We start from the raw sequence: 18,611 nt of genomic DNA, 5'->3' as shown, positions 1-18,611 counted from the left end.
TTGTGTAAAATATACATATCATTGAAACAAATTGTCATTTTTTGTCACTTGTAGTAAAATATTTCCACTTTGTATTCCTAGAATCATACATGAAACAAGAAAGAGTTGATGCAACTATGCGGATCGCTATGGTAGGGCACAAGCGGGTGCCCTCACGGGAAGGAGGGATCGAGGTCGTTGTAGAGGAGCTTGCCGCGCGGATGGTGATGCACGGCCACAGCGTCACCTGCTACAACCGCACCGGCCATCACGTCAGCGGAAAAGAATACGACATCGAACACCTCGACGAATACCGTGGCATCCGGCTCAAGCGGGTGCCCACCATCGACCGCAAGGGCCTTGCGGCGGTGACATCCAGCTTCTTCGGCTGTCTTGCGGCGGCGTTCGGCCCCTATGACGTGGTCCACATCCACGCAGAAGGGCCTGCCATGTTCTCCTGGCTCCCCCGCCTCACCGGCAAGCGGGTCGTCCTGACCGTCCACGGTCTGGACTGGGCACGGGACAAATGGAAAGGCTCCTTCGGCTCGTGGTATATCCACACGGGCGAAAAGACCGGCGTCCGGTTCGCCCACGAGATCATCGTCCTCAATCACAGCACGCAAAAGTATTTTCAGGACACCTACGGCCGTGCCACCCGCTATATCCCCAACGGCGTCAACCCTGTGGCCCCTGCGGCCCCGGACATCATCCGGGAGAAGTACGGCCTCGAGAAGGACTCCTACATCCTCTATCTGGGCCGGATGGTGCCGGAAAAGGGCTGTCACTATCTGGTGGATGCGTTCAAGAAGCTCCACACCGACAAAAAGCTGGTCATCGCGGGCGGCTCCTCCGACACCCACTGGTACATCGACCAGCTGAAGGAGCAGGCCGGCGGGGACGACTGCATCATTTTCACCGGCTTTGTGGACGGTGCGCTGCGGGAAGAGCTTTATAGCAACGCCTACCTCTTCGTCCTGCCCAGCGACCTTGAGGGAATGCCCCTCTGCCTGCTGGAGGCCATGAGCTACGGCAACTGCGTCATCACCTCCGACATCGAGGAGTGCTACAATGTCATCCACGACAACGGCATCGTCTTCCGCAAGGGCGATGTGGACGACCTCGCCCAGAAGCTCACCTACGCCCTCGAGCATCCCAATGCGGTGCGGATGTTCAAGTGGCTCGCCGCCGAGTACGTCTGCACCCGCTTCCCGTGGGATAAGATCGTGGTCGAGACGCTGAAACTGTATCAGAAATAACGAAAGGCTGCTGCACAAAACGTGCGGCAGCCTTTTTGGTTCTCTTTACTTTTTCTTCATCCGGCGGTCGCGGCCACTGCGCAGAGTCTGGATGAGGTCGAAATAGGCCAGCGCCAGCCGGTAGTGCCCGCCCTTCAGGATGCACAGGCCCACCCACTGCCAGCTTGAATCCGCCATCTCCCGGCGGCTCTCGGCCAGCCACTTCGCCGCCCGGGGCCGCTCACAGGCCTTTCTCAGCCACTGGATGCGCTCGGCGTTCGGCATCGTGTCCCGGACGAAGGAGAGCTTGCGTGCTGATTCCAGCACGACACACAGTGCCTCCCGTCCGATGAGGTCGTCATACTCTCCGGGCGTCGGGGCATGGCGGCGCACCACGTCGTCGAACTCCGCCCGCCGGGCCGCGGCTTCGTCGCCGAAGTAGGCCTTCTGGAAGCTGGTCATGGTGGAGGAAGGGCGGATATTATAGATGTAATAGGCGCTGCGGAGATAGACGATTCGCCGGAAAGGCGCGTCCAACAGCTGGGTCAAAAAGTGGGCGTCCTCACCCACCCGCAGCGAGGTGAAGCGGATGCTGTATTTTTGCAGGTAGTCCCGGCGGCACATCCGCACCCAAGGTACGGACTCATATTTCGCCTTGCGGAAGTTCTGCCAGAACTCCTCGTAGGTGTACGCGCCGCTGAGGGCGGGCAGATTCGGCCCGCTGCGCTGCTGGGCGTTTCCCTCGCCGTCGAGGAGCTGCTTGTAGTAGCCGTAGCAGACGATGTCAGCGTCCGCCTCCCGGGCGGCGCGGAGGGCGTCTTCCAGCAGATTCGGCAGCACCTCGTCGTCCGAGTCCACATAGCAGATGTACTCGCCCTGCGCGTGGTCGAGGCCGAGGTCGCGGGCCGACCCTTGGCCACCGTTTTCCTTATGCAGCACATGGATGCGGGTGTCCTTGGCCGCAAGCTCGTCGCAGAGCGGTCCCGAGCCGTCGGTGCTGCCGTCGTCCACCAGCCAAACCTCGAAGTCCTGCCACGTCTGGGCCTGTAGGGATGCCACACAGCAGGGCAGCAGCGTTTTAATGTTGTATACCGGGATAATGACCGAAACGTCAGGCATAGCGGACTCCTTATCTCTTCTCGTACACCTTCAGAAAGCGGTCGGCGAGGGCGTCCCATGTATTCTCATGGATGACCGTCTCATAGGCTGCCTGCTCCATCCGAGCCTTTTTCGCCGGGTCGGCGGCGACGTCCAGCAGGGCCTCTGCCCAGCGGGCCGGGTCCGATTTTTCCAGCACGATGCCGTTCTCGCTGCTGCGCAGCAGCATATCCGCGCCGCCGTTGGGGGTGGTCAGCACCACCCGGCGGAAGAACATGGCCTCTAGCAGCACCATGCCGAAGATCTCGTACTCCGTCGGCAGCAGGAAGAAGTCTGCCTGCTGGTAGACCCCCTTCATCTGGTACTGCGGGGCTTTTTTCTGCCAGAAGACCCAGTCCGTCAGCCCCTTTTCCCCAATGGCCGCTTTCACGCTGTCCCGATACGCCTCGTCCCCGTCGCCGATGAGGTAGAGGCAGGCGTCGGGGTCGCTTTTCCGCACCTCGGCCAGCACATCCAGCAGGAAGAAGGGGTCGCGGCGCGGCTCGATACGGCCGATGTAGAGCAGCTTCAGGCCCTTTTTCTGGGCGCGCATCTTCCCTTCCAGCTCGGTCTGCCCGGCGTCCGGACGGTCGTGTAGAAGCTCGGCGTCGATGCCGACGCCCACCGTCGTCACCTGCTCCGGCGAGAGCCGTTTTTCCAGCAGGAACTTCCGGGCCAGCTCGCTCTTGGTCAGAAACCGGGTGCCCCGGCGGCGGTAGCGCCCCACGAAAAAGGCGTCGAACACCCTGCACATCCGGTTATAGTTCTTGTTGAAGGGCGAATAGTAGGGGCCGTGGTAGATGACCGTCTTTTCGGGGTACTTCCCGGCCAGATGCCATGAGAACATCTGATTGTACTCGGCGGTCTGTAAAACATCGTACTGAGCAAAAAGTGCATCCTGCCCGCTGAACCAGACATTCTTGAGCAGGACTTTCCCGTGGCGGTAGAAGACCCGGATGGGCTTGCCGCCCTCTGCCTCCACCTCCACGGTCATCTCATCCCCGTCGGTCCAGAACAGGATGTCGGTAGAGTGGCCCCGCTTGACCAGCGCTTTGGCCAGCCCCACCTCCTGAATGTTGTAGGTGTTCTTGGTCACGTCCAGCAGGCTGGGCCACGGACGAATGATGAGTATCTTCATCGGCTTCTCCCTCACTGTCTGAGCTGGCTTGCAAGATCGGCGTCCACGATCTCCTCGCCGGACTTATGGCGCAGCTGCTCCTGCGAGGCGGCGCTCAGGCCGTTGTTTACCACACAGTTGAGGTCGCAGGTGGAGCAGCGGTCCAGCTCCTCCTTCGTCACCCTGCCGTCGCGGTAGTCGCGGCAGACCTTCAGCTCGTACATACTGTAGGGGGTCTTGGTGAAGAGGGCCTTGAGCTTATGGGTCAGCACCCAGAAGCCCGGCTTCCAGATGTACTTGTGCATGGCGGGCGAGACCGAACCGATCATCCAGCAGGCGCGGTCGCAGTGGCGCACCTTGGCGCGGACCGCGTCGGCCTCGGGGCTGCTCCACAGCTCCTCCCAGCTCTGGGTGTTCAGGTTGCCCATGACCTCCTTGTCCTTGGTGCCGTTGCAGGGCATGACGTCGCCGTAAGGGTCGATGAAGAAGGTGTCGAAGCTCATATCACAGGGCAGCAGACGCTTCTGGCCGTAAAGATAGTTGATAAGTCCATGGTTGAAGTAGGCGCGGAACCACTTCTTGGGCGAATTGCTCCGCAGCAGCTCGTTGATGAGGGCCTCGAAGTTCTTGGCCACCATCGGGCGGTCGTGGATGATGTTCTTGGCCTCCACGAAATAGAAGCTGTTGTGCAGGGTGGCGGTGGCAAACTCCATCCCCATCTCATCCGACAGGCGGTAGAGGGGCACGAGGTCGGGGGCGTTCTTGTCCTGCACGGTCATGCCGAAGCCCACGTCCTTCATCCCCATCTCCCGGAGCTTTTTCAGGGTGGTGTAGCCGCGGTTGTAGCCGTCGGCGAGGCCGCGGATCTCATTGTTGGTCTGCTCGAGGCCCTCGATGGAGATGCGGATACCGATGTCCGGGAACTCCCTGCACAGGTCGAGGATGCGGTCGGTGAAGAAGCCGTTGGTGGAGATGACGATGCGGTCCGACTTCTTCCGCAGCTCCCGCACGATGTCCTTCAGGTCGGTGCGGATGAACGGCTCGCCGCCGGTGATGTTCGTAAAGTACATGGGCGGCAGCTTGCGGATGGTCTCGAGGCTGATCTCTTCCTCGGGCTTCGAGGGGGCCTTGTAGCGGTTGCACATGGTGCAGCGCGCGTTGCAGCGATAGGTGACGATAACGGTTCCGTTCAGTTTCTTGGTTGCCATGATTCCTTCTCCTCCATATTACCCTTGGTACAGGCGCATCAGCTTTTCCGCATACGCCTCCACGGTGTCGAAGCGGGTCTTGCCGCAGGCCTTTGTGTAGGCGTCCAGTCTGGCGCGGTCGCCCCAGAGTGCTCTTATCTTTCCGGCCAGCGCATCGGCGTTCCCGCTCTCGAACAGCTCGCCGTTCTCCCCTGCGTCGATCAGCTCCGGGATGCCGCCGATGTCAGCGCCCAGCACCGGCGTGCCGTACATCAGCGATTCCATCACCGAGAAGGGGCAGTTATCGTAGCATTCCGAAGGGCAGAGCGTCAACCTTGCCCCGGCGATGAGCTTTTGGAGCGCCTCGCCCGACTGGAAGCCCACATTTTTCAGGTTCGGGATACCGGCCAGTTTCCCTTCCAGCGGGCCGCTGCCCGCCGCCACAAAGGAGATGTCCGGCAGAGCTTTACAGGCTTTTGCAAAGGTTTCGACGCCCTTTTCTTTGGAAAAACGACCAAAGTAGAGCACATAATCCTGCTTTTCCACATCCGGCGCCTTTTTTGTGGAAATAAAGTTGTGCAGGGCCACCGTTTTGCCCCGCAGGTCAGGGTTGGTATCCAGCTTCTTTTTCAAAAATGCCGAACAGCAGATGATGACGTCCAGTTTACGGTAAACTTTTTTCCACTTCCAAAACGTCGCTTCTGCACATCCGATGATAGAACGCGCCCGGGAGCCGTGAATGCACCGATGCTTGATGCAGTTTACATAATGTCCACCCAGACACTCTTCACACGGGTGTCCTTCTATCCCCTGATAACACAGATGATCCGGGCAGACCAACTGATGGTCGTGGGCGGTGTAGAGGATGCGGCAGGACTGTCCGCTCTTCCGCCGCCACTTGTCCGCCTCAAGGAGGACGCTGGGCGTCAACTGATAGTTGAAATTGTTGAGATGGATAACATCTGGTCGAAAATCATCCAGCACCAGCCGCAGCTTCTGCCGGGCCTCGGAGGAATAAATGGTCTTGAGCGGGTATGTAAGCTTCGCCAGCCTGCTTCCGCTGTGGAAATCCATGCTGCTGGTGTAGGCCTCCACCCGGTTGCCCACACAGCGGCCCTCGTGCTCCATCCCGAAATACTGCACCTCGTGGCCCATCTTTTCCAGTTGCTGCCCTAACCCAAACATATATGTCTCTGAGCCGCCGTTGGGGTAGAGGAATTTGTTTATCATCAGTATTTTCATTTTATCCGCTCCTCACTATTACATACAGATATGAAAATCGCTCTTTGCCTTTTCCTGCACTTTCCACTTGTTGTTCCCCTTCTGCCGGTGTCCCTCTTGTACCGCCTTCAGCGGCTGCATCTCCGAATCCAGCAAATCGCTATTCTCCGACACCTCGAGACACCACTCCATGATGGCCATACGGTAAAGTACATTGATGGCGTAATAAAACAGGGTGTTATCCGTCAGATAAGTTCCGAACACATACAGGTTCATGGACATCAGCGCATAAGCCGGTATCTCCGTGTAGCGCTCTTCTACTCGATGGATACGGAAAGCCAGTTCAAAAAGTATCCATATCCACCAGCACCAGAACCCGACCTCGATATACGTTTCCATATACACATTATGCAATGCCGTCACTGCAAGATGGTAACTGGGGTCTTCAGTACAGTAGGTATAAATAAATCGGATACCCCTTCCTATATAAGTAGGCACTAGCTCAAAGAAGTCGCTGAAGTAAGTATAAATTATATCCCGGTACATCAGATTGATTTCCAGTTCATTTGCCAGTTTCACAAAGTTGCCGGACTTTATAAACCAAAGATAAAAAAAGATACCTCCGCCTGTCGCCAGCGCCACAATATTGGCCAGTGCCCGGAGATGTTTCGGCTTCCACAGACAAAGAACTATATATAACATTGCCGCACCGACTACAGCAGGGACCGCAATACGTTTGAAGCCCATTGTAAAAAACAGCCAGCTCACCAAAAGGCAGAACACCTGTTTCTTCACATTCTTTTCTTTATGGATTATATAGTAGAGTGCACAGACACCCCAGCCATAGACCATATCGTGCAGCTCCATCGCACGCATTGCTCTACCGGTATCGTCCGCAAAGGTGACGAGCAGACGGATGTATTCCGAGATGAAAGTCCCGATGCTTGCCCAAGCTATAACTTCCAGCGCCACAAGCATATTCGCCAACGCCATACCTATCAGCGTCAGGAGCATGGCATTCCCACCGAACAGATAAACCGCCGCAGCTGCAAAAAGAATGTTTGTTACCATGTAAAAGATGTTCAGCGAACCGCGCAGAATGTAATCAAAAGTCTGCGATTCTGAAATCCAGATAGCTACTGACCACATCCAGAACATCAGGTACGGGAAAAAGAAGAGCGCAAGAAAGCGCATACAGAAGACGGCCCGGTTGAACATAGGCCGGATAAAAAACATCAGAAGAGCCCAGCCCGCCATCATCAGATTGATGCCGTATTTTAGGCCGACAGGCAGCCGATAGCAAGCGCAGTAGAAGCACAGCATTGCAAGCAGGATATAAAATGCTGCACTGGCTAATTTCAAGGGTTTGCTTTTAAAAACATCCATTTGTCTTCCTCGCCGTGGCTCAATTCACATCCACGACCACCAGTTCCGGCTGGTTGAAGATGCGCGGGAACGGCTCCGAATCGCCGAGGCCGCGGCTGATGACCACCTGTGACTCCCCCATCTGGTTGACCCCGCTGGTGTATTTGGGCAGAAAACCCTGACTGGTAGACCAGAGGCCTTGACTGCCGATGCGCACCTGTCCGCCGTGGGCGTGGCCGCTGAGCACAAGGTCGAACTGGTACAGCTCCAGCGATGTGTCCAGAACCTCCGGGCAGTGGCAGATGAGGATGGTGCAGACGTCGTCCAGCTCGTTCGTCTCGCCGTTCATGGCGTCGGCCACTGCGCGGGAGTTTTCCCGTTCCAGCTGGGCGCGGGGCCACTCGAAAAAGCCGCCGATGCGCAGCTTCCTGCCCTTGAATTCCACGTCCTCATAGCTGCCGTTCAGCCAGTGGACGCCGGTGGCCTGAATGTCGTCAAAAAGGGCGTCGCTGCCGCCCGCATACCGTCCCCCCCACTCGTGGTTGCCGGGGGCATAGTATACCGGCGCAATGTCCACCAGCTGGTGCATCAGGTCGAGCACGACATGGTAATCGGTGTCCGTGTCGATGTTCATATCGCCCGCCACCGCGATGAGGTCCGGGGCAAGGTTCTGTATCTTCCGCACAAGGTCGGCGTTGTCTTCGCCGTACTCGTGGAGATGCAGGTCGGACAGCAGAACGATGCGCAGGTCTTCTACCGGCTTATCCACCGTGACCGAATAAAACGTCGTGATGAAGCTCTTATTCATCTGCAGATTGTACAGCAGGATGCCGCCCAGCACAAGCACGACGGCCAGCAGCCCTGCCAGAATTTTTTTACTCATCTTTCCCATAAATCACTCTCAGCTTTCGCTCTTCAGCGGCGACGACTCAGCCGCCTTCCTTGCATTTTCGGCCTCCTGACGGGCCTTTGCGTCCGCGCAGCGGCGGATGGCCAGCCGCAGCAGAGCGCGGATCTCGTAGGCGTCATCCTTCGCCGAGTTGGAGACGCCCACAAAGACGCAGGGGCCAAACACGGCCAGCTCGGTCTTGGCCAACAGATTGCTCAGGCGGTCGACGCAGTTCCTTGCCAAGTCGATGCTGCAATCTTCCAGCAGGACGATGAAGTGTCCCGCGCCGTTGTAGCCCACAAAGCCCAGCGTCCGGAAGACGTATTGCAGCTGGTCGCCCAGCGCCCGCAGCGCCTTGTCGCCGTCGTTGCGGCTCATCCCCGAGAGATCGACCTGAATGTGGATGACGGTGAACTGGCCGTTCAGACGAACGGTGCTGTAGCGGTCCACCATGGCGTCGCACCGCTCGCGGTTGGGCAGGCCGCTCTTTTTGTCCACATAGAGATAGTAGTCCACAAAATCGCCCAGACGTCCGAGGAAGATGGCGCAGAAGCAGCCCAGAAAGAGGAACAGTATCACCGACAGGGCCGCATAGAGCTTCAGGTTGAGCTTCGCGTTGACCACGATGCTGTTCTTCATCTTGATGTTGTCCGCGCCGTTGACCTGATTGAACTCCTCGACGGTCTCGATGGAAAGCTCATACAGGCTGGTGAATTTCTGCACCAGCTCGTCGATGCGGTCGCTGGCCCACAGGGCCTCGGCGCTGGCGGGGTCGGTGTTCCGGGTCACATCGGCGTAGGCGTCCAGGATCTCCTGTGCCTTTCCCTGCGCGATGGCGGCGTCGATGCGCTCAGCGTGGAGGTCGGCGTAATGCCGGATAAGCTTATCGTAGGTGGTGGTGACATCGCCGGAGGGTTGGGTGGTGTAGTCCCGCACCACATCGGTGATGATCTGGGTCTCGCCGCCGTCGGCGTTCCGGTTGGCCGAATAGACCGCTGCGCCGTCCAGCGTCTTGTCGCCGAACTGGTCGATGATGTCCTTGGCCTCAGAGATGTTGTTGTTCAGGCTGTCGATCTGAAGCTGGTAGCGCAGGATGGCGTTCTTCTTGGTGTTGACCAGAAGGTTGTGGTCCCGCACCAGCTTATTGTTGATAACGTAGGCGTAAAGGTCGTTCAGGGCGTTCTGGGTCAGATATTCATACTCCGATACGAGGTCCGAGAAGGAATAGCCCGACTTCACGCTGTAAAAGCCGTATTTCTCTTCTGCCTTTTTTCGCAGAAAAGCCGCACTCTCGTTGGCGTTGTTGCGCAGGATCTCCACGCAATCAATATACTCGTAGTTCGCCACCGAGACGTTGCTGGCATTGTTCGGGAAAATATCCGCGTCCACATGGGTCTCGCTGTAGTACTGAAAGTAGTTCGTCAGCACCGAGTCCAGCACATTGCGGGCGTAGTCGGTGGCGTCCTTGCTGTCCACCGTGAAGGAGACCGCGTAGGTCGTAGGATAATACTCGTATTCGTCGCCGTTGGAAAGAGCCGTCTCCTTTTTGGTCTCTTCGTCCTCCGGGATGACCTCCTGCACCGAGATCCGGGGGCGGATGGACTCGGTGCTGGCCGTCAGGCCCAGATCCTGAATGGTCTTGTTGATGACCGATGCCGAGGTGATCTCGGAAGGGTCGATCCTTGTTCCGTCGGCGTTCAGGCCCTCGCTGACGTTGGGGCCTGCGTACTGGATAACGGCTGTGGCCGTGTACGACTGCCGCGACGAAATAAACTCATACACGCCCAGACAGCCCACTGCCGTGACGAGCATGATGACGAACCACCATTTTTTCAGGTAGCGCAGCAAATCAAAACTTTTCATTCTTCCTCCATCCTGTCCCAGAGACGGATATTATTCGTTCTCCATCCGCTGGCGCTGGCGCCGGACACACACTTGGACGACTGCGCCCAGATAGCAGACCGCACAGACCAGCGCGGCCAGCATCACGCTGCGTTTCACGTTATAGCGCTGCATGAAAGACCTCTGCGGCTCACTGAACATAAGATAGCTGTGGATGCGCTGGGCGTAGCAGTCGGCGTCCAGCTCCCGCGTCGCGCTCACGATGTCCGCGAGTTGCCGGGTGATGTTGTCCACCATGGCCTGTGCCATCTGCACCTCATGCGACTCGGTAGACTGTTCCAGCGCCGTGACCTTGGAGTTGTTGGTGGCGATGCTCTTCTGGGCCTCCACCGCCGAGCTGAGCAGCTCGTTGGCCTGCAGGGCCAGATCGTCGATGCCGATCTTGGTGCGGGACATATAGAACGCACCGTCGTTGTCATAGGTGGGGATGAGCACCGAGGAGACCATCTTGTTGTTGTAGTTGTCCAGAATGGTCATGTAGATCGCGCTCTTCTGGGAGTCACTCATCTCGTCCCACCGCAGGGTGCGGTTCAGCTCGTTGAGGTCGTCGATGCAGCGGAAATTGTTCTTGGCCACGCCTTTTTCCCAGATGTAGCTCTGGTATTCCCGGAGGGTATAGCCCTGCAGGTTCTGTACCTGTTTCTTGATGGCGCTGTAGCTCTGGCCGCTGGCGGAGAGATAGGAGCCGTCCTGATCGTTGCGCACCGTGAGGTAGTTGTTGACCCGGTCGATCATCATGCTGAAGTAGGAGCCGATCTCCTCGTAGTCCATGTCGCTGTAGTCATCGTCGATGTCCAGCGAGGTGGCGTTGACCCGGTAATCTGCGGTGAACCGCTTGAGGTATACTCGGCATATCTCATCGAGGAAGTCCTGCACCGTGATCTTCCCCCAGAGCGTCCACGGCAGCTTGACCGAGAGATAATAGGACGAGCTGATGTAATAATCGTCCTCCTTGGTCACGATCCGGCTGGTGGTGGGGCTGATGGAGATGCAGTCCGCGAGGTCGGCGGTCGTCAGGTCGTCCTGCAGGCCGGTGGCCTGTAAGATGGCCTCGAGATACTCCTGCGTCAGGAACTCCGACTCGCTGAAGCGTGCGCCGTTGGGCGTCTTGCCGGTGACACTCTCCTCGTAGTTCAGGGACATGGTGGTGCTGGCCCCAAAGCTCTTGACGGTGGTAAGTACAAACATGAACCCCAGCGTGCACACCACGCCCACGGCAAAGAGCCAGCGCACCTTCTGCACGAAGACCTCGAACAGAAGGCGGAAGGAGAGAAGGCTGTTGAGGAAGTCGTGAACGGACGAAAAGGCCGGTCTCCTCTTCAGGCGGTGCTTCCAATGTCTGCGGAAGCGTCCTCGCTTTTCCCGGGGGGCTTCTGTCTCCTCGGCTTCGCTGTCCTCTTCCGGCTCGTCGCCCTCTTCGACGATGTTCAGCTCTGCCCAAGCGGCGCTCTCCTGCTCAGGCGGACGCGCCGACCCAGAGCCGCGCCCCTGTCTCTCTTCCGGGCCGACTTTTCTCTCATGCTTCGGTTTTCTTCCCGCAGATCTCATTCGCAGTTTTCCTTTTCACTCTCTTTATGGTCACGCCCTGCTGACAGATGCGTATAATTCAACTATTATATAATACCGCAATTCGTTCTTAATTACAACTACTCCGGAATTTTTCACCTCCGTTCTGCCGCATTTCAGGGCATTTGCGGGGCCGCCGACTGTCTTATCGCTGAGCTTCATGACGCCGTCGATCAGGACATCGCCGCCGCAGTTGGAGAAGAAGGTGCCGAGAACGAGGAAGCAGCCGTCGGGAGCGCCGGGCAGCGGCAGCAGGCCCCCGAAAAAGAGTCCTGAAGCGCACAAAAAGCACCGGCTTTCTCACGAAAACCGGTGCTTTTTCTCATAGTTCTATTCTACGCCCGCGCAGGCAGAGGAAGAGCTCCTCAGCTGCGGTACTCGGCGGGCAGCTGGTCCATGCTCTGCCACTTGGCTATGGCCTCGTCCAGCTTCATGCCCTTGGCCACCGCGTCGCGGCGGCAGGCGTTGACGGCCTGGATCTCCTTCATCTTCTCGCCGGTCAGGGTGTAGCCCTTCATGGCGATGAGGGTGGCGGCCCAAGCCACCATCGGGATGATGCAGAACAGCACGATGACCACCCAGTTCATGCCGGGGGTGTAGGGGTCGTACTGGGTGGGCAGGCTTTCGAGGCCGATGAAGCTCACCGCGATGCCCACGACGGTAGCGGACAGGCTGGACACCAGCTTGTCCACGAGGCTGAACAGGGTGCCCATGATGCCGGGGATGTAGTTGCCGCTGCGGTAGGTCTCATAGTCCGAGCAGTCGGCGACCATCGGGATGGGCATATCGGCGGTGGCGTAGTATGCGCCGTAGCCGATGCCGAAGAAGGCGATGAAGAGGATGGTGTACAGGTTGATGGACAGGCCGTTCTCTCCCATGATGGACAGGGTGAAGGCGTCGCTGCGGCCCCAGAGCAGCAGCAGGACCAGCACGCCGATGTAGCAGATAAATGCCACGCTGACGTACTTCATCAGGCTGGCCTTCTGGCCCTCCTTCTGGCTGGTGCGGACGGTGAGCAGGAAGAAGGGCACGCTGAAGACATAGCCCAGCACCATCATGGGCAGGTAGAGGCCGTCGTAGTTGCCCATCATGCAGCCGTACAGCATACAGAGGACGGTGGTGTTGGTGGCGATGGAGAGGGCCAGCTTGCAGCCGGCACCCGCCACCATCAGGCGCTGCATGGGGTTGTTGTTCTTGATGATCTGAACGTACTCGTGCAGCTTGACCTTTTCGCTGGCCTCGCCGCCGATGCCGAAGTACTTGGGCTGGTCCTTCTCCCAGATGCCGACGATGGCCAGAATGGTGAGCAGGATAGAGATGACGATGCCCACAGGGGCCAGTGTGCGGAAGAAGCCTGCGGAGGCGTAGCCGCCCTCATAGTTCTTAGCGAGGATGGGGGCGAAGAACTGCATCGCGCCCATGCCCAGCAGGCTGCCCACGGTGTTGAAGATGGTAAAGAGGGGGCGCTGCTTGGGGTCGTTGGTCAGGACGGTCTGACCAGAGCGGGTGCAGCTGGTCTGGAAGGTATAGCCGATGACCCAGACCGCATACAGGGCCACAAAGGCGGCGTAGCGCAGGCCCATCGAGCTGGCGGGGATGAGAGGGGTCAAACAGTACAGCACGAGGATGCTGGCCGCCATGATGAGGTTGCCGATGACCATGAAGGGCCGGAACTTGCCAAATCTGCCGTTGGTGCGGTCCATCAACGCACCGATGATGGGGTCGGTAATGGCGTCGAACAGGCGCATTCCCGTGACCATGACCGAAGCGAAGATCATGGACAGGGCCAGCACCTTACTGCCGAAGGTGGCGATGTAGGAAAGCACCAGCACATAGTACACGTTCGTCGCGCCGTTGTTCAGCGGGAACAGCACCAGCTGGTAGGTCTTGGCGCGGTTCAGGCCCGACGCCTTTGCGGTTTGTTCACCCATTTGCGGTGTCTCCTTTTTTACAGAAAACGGCAGCCTGCCCGCCGATTTTGGGGGACAGGCTGCCGTTGGTCTTAACAGTTGCGGAACTCTGTGGGGGAATTACTTCTGGTTCGCTGCGGGAGCGGTATCGACCATACCCTTCTTGGCCTTGGACAGCTGCCATGCGCACAGGATGGTCAGGACGGCCATCACTGCGATGAGCGCATAGATGGCAGTCTGCCACCACGGGGTGACGGTCTTCAGGGTATCGGTGGAAGACCAGCCGTTCATGGCGTTGGAGTTGACCACGGTGTAGAGGATGTGGTGCATAGCGTTGCGCATCTGAGTGACGATGTAGGCATCGTTCTCATAGTTTGCAGCCTTGGTGGTGTGGATCTTGGGCGTCGGGCTGTCCCAGATGTCGGAGCCGGCGATCAGGCCGTCCACCAGATCCATGTACTGGCTGGAGCCGGAGTAGTCGGTGATGCACATGCCGCGCATCCCCAGCTCGCCGCGCAGGTAGCCGGTCAGCAGGTTGGCGTTCGTGCCGCACCAAGTAGCGCCCCAGCGGTTGAAGCCGGTCATGACACACCAAGCCCCACCGTCGGTGATGGCCTTGTCGGCGACTTCCAGATAGATCTCACGGGCGGTCTGCTCGTTGAGCCAGGTGTTGACGCCGCGGCGGCTGGTCTCGGAGTCGTTCAGGGCCACGTGCTTCAAGTAGACGTAGACGCCCTTGGACTGGATGCCCTGCACCTCAGCAGCGCAGATAGTGCCGGCCACGAACGGATCCTCGGAGTAGTACTCGAAGTTACGGCCGGAGTAAGCGGTGCGGTGCATATTGATGCCGGGGCCGTACAGGCCGGAGTAGCCCATTGCAAGGCAGTCCTCGCCGATGCAGCGGCCGACCTCGTTGATGAGGTCCGTGTTGAAAGTTGCGGCCATGACGTCCTCGGAGGTGTAGCACATTGCGGATGCACCGCCGGTCAGGGCAGCGGTCAGACCCTGCGGGCCGTTCTCGTCCTTGGTGGCCGTCTTGCCGATGGAGGCAGCAGCTGCGGTGTTGTGGAAGCCGAGGGTGATGGTCTGGACCATCTCGCTGTAGGTCAGCTGGTCGAGCAGGGTATCCCACTCGGGATCGTCGAAGCTCTTGCCGATCATGGAAGCGAGGGTCAGGCCGTTCTTTGCGCCCAGAGTGGGCATCTCGACGCTGTTGGCCTCAGAGCCGTCGTACTGGGTGAAAGCGAGGCTTGCAGCCAGATGCTCGTTGGCGGTCAGCTGTGCAGGAGCGGTGGGGAAGGTGCCGGTCCAGTCAGAGCGGCTCATCCAAGTGACACTGCCGGGAGCGTCGCTGCTCTTGTTGGGGTCGGACTCGTCAAACAGGTTGGTGATGGCAGTGCCGTTTGCGCTGGTGGCGAAGGTGGTGGTGTCGAGGGTGTCGTTGGTCCACTTCCAGACCAGAGACTCGTCGCCGTTCTCGGTCATGCGGCCGTTGGTGTTCTCGACGGTGTAGCCCTTGGCAGCCAGAATGTTGTTGACTGCGTTGTGGGAGTCGGTGGCAGCAGTGAAGTAGTAGTCACCGGCGTCCACGATGTAGGTCTTGGCGTTGTTTGCGTCGTAGGTGCGCAGCTCGCTCTTCGGGACAGTGATGGTCACATCCTCCGAAGCGCCGGGAGCCAGCACATCGGTCTTTGCAAAGCCGCACAGCTCTGCAGCGGCCTTCTCGATGCCGTTGGCCTTGTCGTAAGCGGTGTAGGGAGACTGGAAGTAGATCTGGACGGTCTCCTTGCCGGAGAAGGTCTTTCCGGTGTTGGTGACCTTCAGGGTGACGGTGAAGGCATCGTCAGACTCGGTCACATTGAAGTTGGAGTATGCGAAGGTGGTGTAGCTGTCGCCGTAGCCGAAGGGGTAAGCAACAGTGGTAGCCCAGTTGTAGTCGCCGGCCTTGGCGGTGCCCATGACGACGTCCTCGTAACGGGTCTCGAAGTAGCGGTAGCCCAGATAGATGCCTTCCTGATAGACGCTGTACATGCCCTGCACGTCAGCACCCTCGGTCAGCAGGTTGTACTCTGCTGCGTTGGGGTAAGCCTGGGTGTAGAAGTTGTACATGGCGGGGTTGGCCATGTTGTCGTACAGGTAGGTATCGACCAGAGAGCCGGAGGGGGTGACAGCGCCGGAGAGCAGCTGGCCCACGCCGTTGATACCGGTCTGGCCCACGTCACCGATCCACATTGCAGCGTCGATGCCGTAGTCCTCACCGCAGATCGCGGGGTTGAGGAAGTCCAGCTCGATGGCGTTGGAGCTGTTGATCAGGACGATGATGTTCTTAAAGGTGCCGTTGTCTTTCAGAGCCTTCAGGTTCTGGAGCAGCTCGATCTCCTCAGCGGACAGGGCGAGGTAGTTGCCGTCGCCCTCCTGACCGGAGATCCAGCTGTCGTTGGTGCCGTTGGCACCGCTGGGGAGGTCTGCGCCCTCGCCGCCGGAGCGGGAGAGGACCACGATGGCAGCGTCGCCGTACTCGGCAAAGCTGCTCTCAGCGCTGGACAGAGCGCTCCAGGGAGCCTCGTTGACCGCATACTGGGTGTTGGCTTCCAGCGTATCAGAGATGGAAGCAGGGGTCATGCGGCTGTACTTGCTCATCATGCTGTCGGACTTGTACAGGTCCCACAGGGTCTGGTTGATGGTGATGCCCTGAGCCTCCAGAGCATCCTTCAGGCTGGGGGCCTTGCTGGTATCGACCGAGCCGGAACCGGTGCCGCCGTACATCAGGTCCACGGAACCGTGGCCGAACAGGCTGACCTTAGCGCCGCTTGCCAGAGGCAGGGCGTTGTTCTCGTTCTTCAGCAGGGCAGCGCCCTCGGCCTCGACCGTCGCGCACAGTTCGGCCTCGTAAGCCTCACGCTCCTCATCGGAAGCAAAGCCCTTCTTGAAGTATTCGGTATCTCCGGTGGTTTCGCCCTTGATGATCTTGTAGGTAGATGCATTCAGGGCGACGTTGAGGGTGGTAGCGTACTGGTTTGCGATGATGTTGCCCACGATGGCAGCGACGGTCAGGATGGCCGTCAGACCGGTGAGAACAGACCACAGCCGTACTTTCGGTTTGGTGTTTTTCACGGATTCTCCTCCTTATTTTCTATACAACAACCGCCAACCGGCGGAATGTTTCACGGAACATTATCAGACCCAGTTTGCGCTCTTGGATTTGGTCTTGACCAGCTTGTAGCTGGGGTTCGGGGTGTCCACATGGCGGAAGGACGCGGTATCGATGCAGTCCCCGGCCACGGCCTTGACCTCGATGCTGCCGGTGAGCGGCACACGGAACCGGAAGACGTGCTCGCCCGTCTGCTCCGAGAGCTTCTTCCCGTTGCAGTAGAGGGCGACGGACTTCTGGTTGGAGTAGACCTTGACCTCGATCTCGCTCTCGGTGCGGTCAGTGAACCGCTTGGAGCAGATGTGGACGAAATTCTCTTCGCTCCACCATGCTTTATAAAGGTAGAAGCTGTCCTTCTTGGTCTTCCGGTCGAAGGTGACGAGGCCCTTGTGGTTCATGCCCGGCTCACCGCCCTGATCGCGGGCGTCGGCTGCAAAGTCGAACATATTCCAGACGTGGGTGGCCCACATCCACTTATGCCGGTCGAAGCAGCGGAGCATATATTCGTGGTAGACGGCCTGATACTCCTCGGTGTGATCGCCGCGGCGGGGCTTCGCGCTGTGGAGGTTCGGCATACCCTCGGCACCGTACTCGGAGAAGCCCAGCGGACGGTTGGGGTAGACCAGATGGAAGAAGTCCATCCACAGGTCGTTCAGGAACAGGCCCGGCACATACCAGCCGAGGTAGAGGTTCCAGCTGACGAGGTCGGTGATGTGGGCCACTGGGTTGAAGGGACCGCACATGGCATAGCAGGCCAGCGTGGTCAGGCGGGTGGGGTCCATCTTGTGGCACAGGTCGTTCAGCTCCCGGTGATTGTCGAGCATATCGGCCTTGTCCTTGGTGGAGATGGTGATCTCATTGGAGACGCCCCAGCAGACGATGCAGGGGTGGTTGTAGTTCTGGCAGATCAGCTCTTTCATCTGGCTGATGGTGTTGGCACGGCCATTGGGCAGATGCTCGGAAATATAGGGGATCTCCGCCCAGACCACCATGCCGTACTGGTCACAGAGGTCGTAGAAATACTGGTCGTGCTGGTAGTGGGCCAGCCGGACGGTGTTCGCACCCAGCTCCCGGATGAGGGCCATATCCTCGTCGTGCATCGCGCGGGTGATGGCGTTGCCCACGCCCTTGCGGTCCTGATGGCGGGAGACGCCGTGGAGCGGGTAGGGACGGCCATTGAGGAAGAAGCCGTTCTTGGCGTCCACCGAGAAGGTGCGCAGGCCTACGCGGGTGGACACCTCATCCACCACCCTGCCGTCCCGGCTCAGGCGGACGACGCAGGTGTAGAGGTAGGGGTCCTTCACGCCGTCCCAGAGGTGGGGCGTCTCGAGGTGGAGCTTGGCGTCTGCACCCTCGGCGGTGGCGACAATGTTTCCGGCCGCATCCAGCAGCTCAACGGAGAGGACGCCCTCGCCCTCGACCAAGGTCTCGACCCGGATGTCGGCCTTGCCGTCCTTGAGGGCCGGGGTGATCTTCACGCCGGTGTCGCCGAAGTGGCCCAGCGCGATGTGGTCTTTCGGGACCACCATCAGGCTGACGTCGCGGTAGATGCCGCCGTAGAAGGTAAAGTCAGCCTTCTGGGGGTAGATGCGGTCGTTGATGCTGTTGTCCACCTCGACGGTAAGACGGTTATCCTTTTCCAGCAGCTCAGAGATGTGGACACGGAAGGTGGAGTAGCCGCCGTCGTGGGCGCAGATGGTCCTGCCGTTCAGCAGGACCTTGGCGCTGGAGTTGACGCCCTCAAACTGGAGCCAGACCTGCTGCGAAGCCGCGTCGAACGCCGGGGCGGCGAAGGCGGTGCTGTAGGTGCAGGTGCCGCGCCAGTAGTCGTTGCCGCCGTCCTGACCGTCCTTCGCGTTCCATGTGTGGGGCAGCACGACGGCTGCCGTGGAGCCGTCCGGCCCGGTGAACTGCCAGTTCTGCATAAGCTTGGCAATGCTTCGCATTCGTTT

General features: G+C 59.0%; 13 protein-coding genes. 1 reads left to right on the top strand and 12 read right to left on the bottom strand.

The window, feature by feature from the left end; all coding sequences use genetic code 11:
- Positions 1-116: 116 nt before the first annotated feature.
- Positions 117-1,235, top strand: a complete 1,119-nt coding sequence (locus LKD23_RS02215) for a glycosyltransferase family 4 protein (RefSeq protein ID WP_227620166.1) — start codon at positions 117-119, stop codon at positions 1,233-1,235.
- A gap of 45 nt (positions 1,236-1,280) precedes the next feature.
- On the opposite strand, the gene LKD23_RS02210 is transcribed toward LKD23_RS02215, so the two are convergent.
- The 12 genes from LKD23_RS02210 to LKD23_RS02155 all read right to left on the bottom strand — a co-directional run bounded on the left by LKD23_RS02210 (position 1,281) and on the right by LKD23_RS02155 (position 18,605).
- Positions 1,281-2,333, bottom strand: a complete 1,053-nt coding sequence (locus tag LKD23_RS02210; RefSeq protein ID WP_227620165.1) for a glycosyltransferase family 2 protein — start codon at positions 2,331-2,333, stop codon at positions 1,281-1,283.
- Between the two features lie 10 nt (positions 2,334-2,343).
- Positions 2,344-3,489 (bottom strand): glycosyltransferase family 4 protein, encoded by a 1,146-nt coding sequence (locus tag LKD23_RS02205; RefSeq protein WP_227620164.1) that lies wholly within the window; start codon positions 3,487-3,489, stop codon positions 2,344-2,346.
- An 11-nt stretch (positions 3,490-3,500) separates the two neighbouring features.
- Entirely contained in the window at positions 3,501-4,676 is a 1,176-nt protein-coding gene (locus LKD23_RS02200) for a radical SAM protein (protein WP_227620163.1), read from the bottom strand.
- An 18-nt stretch (positions 4,677-4,694) separates the two neighbouring features.
- Complete coding sequence (locus LKD23_RS02195; protein ID WP_368670609.1) at positions 4,695-5,885, bottom strand: glycosyltransferase family 4 protein; 1,191 nt, start codon at positions 5,883-5,885, stop codon at positions 4,695-4,697.
- 30 nt (positions 5,886-5,915) lie between these two features.
- Complete coding sequence (locus tag LKD23_RS02190; RefSeq protein ID WP_227620161.1) at positions 5,916-7,262, bottom strand: hypothetical protein; 1,347 nt, start codon at positions 7,260-7,262, stop codon at positions 5,916-5,918.
- Between the two features lie 19 nt (positions 7,263-7,281).
- A complete protein-coding gene (locus LKD23_RS02185) occupies positions 7,282-8,124 on the bottom strand; it encodes a metallophosphoesterase (RefSeq protein WP_227620160.1) in 843 nt (280 codons plus the stop codon).
- Between the two features lie 18 nt (positions 8,125-8,142).
- On the bottom strand, positions 8,143-9,993 hold the full coding sequence (locus LKD23_RS02180; protein WP_227620159.1) for a hypothetical protein: 1,851 nt from the start codon (positions 9,991-9,993) through the stop codon (positions 8,143-8,145).
- Positions 9,994-10,023: 30 nt separating this feature from the next.
- The gene (locus tag LKD23_RS02175) at positions 10,024-11,580 is read right to left on the bottom strand and encodes a hypothetical protein (RefSeq protein WP_227620158.1); all 1,557 of its coding nucleotides are present in this window, start codon (positions 11,578-11,580) and stop codon (positions 10,024-10,026) included.
- Positions 11,581-11,610: 30 nt separating this feature from the next.
- Entirely contained in the window at positions 11,611-11,883 is a 273-nt protein-coding gene (locus tag LKD23_RS02170) for a hypothetical protein (protein WP_227620157.1), read from the bottom strand.
- A gap of 80 nt (positions 11,884-11,963) precedes the next feature.
- The gene (locus LKD23_RS02165; protein ID WP_227620156.1) at positions 11,964-13,529 is read right to left on the bottom strand and encodes an MFS transporter; all 1,566 of its coding nucleotides are present in this window, start codon (positions 13,527-13,529) and stop codon (positions 11,964-11,966) included.
- A gap of 99 nt (positions 13,530-13,628) precedes the next feature.
- Entirely contained in the window at positions 13,629-16,622 is a 2,994-nt protein-coding gene (locus tag LKD23_RS02160) for a glycoside hydrolase family 3 protein (RefSeq protein ID WP_227620155.1), read from the bottom strand.
- A gap of 63 nt (positions 16,623-16,685) precedes the next feature.
- Positions 16,686-18,605, bottom strand: coding sequence for a glycoside hydrolase family 2 protein (locus LKD23_RS02155; protein WP_227620154.1), 1,920 nt, complete (start codon positions 18,603-18,605; stop codon positions 16,686-16,688).
- Between the last annotated feature and the right edge of the window lie 6 nt (positions 18,606-18,611).

This window comes from Faecalibacterium butyricigenerans, assembly GCF_020687345.1.
In the GTDB taxonomy this organism is placed as follows: Bacteria; Bacillota; Clostridia; order Oscillospirales; family Ruminococcaceae; genus Faecalibacterium; species Faecalibacterium butyricigenerans.
The sequence above is the reverse complement of the archived record's forward strand: the minus strand, read 5'-3'. Positions and strand labels throughout refer to the sequence as shown.

Bases quoted from the DNA above. Each gene is read 5' to 3' on its own strand.
- LKD23_RS02215 (WP_227620166.1), top strand. From the start codon at position 117: ATGCGGATCGCTATGGTAGGGCACAAGCGGGTGCCCTCACGGGAAGGA.
- LKD23_RS02210 (WP_227620165.1), bottom strand. From the start codon at position 2,333: ATGCCTGACGTTTCGGTCATTATCCCGGTATACAACATTAAAACGCTG.
- LKD23_RS02205 (WP_227620164.1), bottom strand. From the start codon at position 3,489: ATGAAGATACTCATCATTCGTCCGTGGCCCAGCCTGCTGGACGTGACC.
- LKD23_RS02200 (WP_227620163.1), bottom strand. From the start codon at position 4,676: ATGGCAACCAAGAAACTGAACGGAACCGTTATCGTCACCTATCGCTGC.
- LKD23_RS02195 (WP_368670609.1), bottom strand. From the start codon at position 5,885: ATGATAAACAAATTCCTCTACCCCAACGGCGGCTCAGAGACATATATG.
- LKD23_RS02190 (WP_227620161.1), bottom strand. From the start codon at position 7,262: ATGGATGTTTTTAAAAGCAAACCCTTGAAATTAGCCAGTGCAGCATTT.
- LKD23_RS02185 (WP_227620160.1), bottom strand. From the start codon at position 8,124: ATGAGTAAAAAAATTCTGGCAGGGCTGCTGGCCGTCGTGCTTGTGCTG.
- LKD23_RS02180 (WP_227620159.1), bottom strand. From the start codon at position 9,993: ATGAAAAGTTTTGATTTGCTGCGCTACCTGAAAAAATGGTGGTTCGTC.
- LKD23_RS02175 (WP_227620158.1), bottom strand. From the start codon at position 11,580: ATGAGATCTGCGGGAAGAAAACCGAAGCATGAGAGAAAAGTCGGCCCG.
- LKD23_RS02165 (WP_227620156.1), bottom strand. From the start codon at position 13,529: ATGGGTGAACAAACCGCAAAGGCGTCGGGCCTGAACCGCGCCAAGACC.
- LKD23_RS02155 (WP_227620154.1), bottom strand. From the start codon at position 18,605: ATGCGAAGCATTGCCAAGCTTATGCAGAACTGGCAGTTCACCGGGCCG.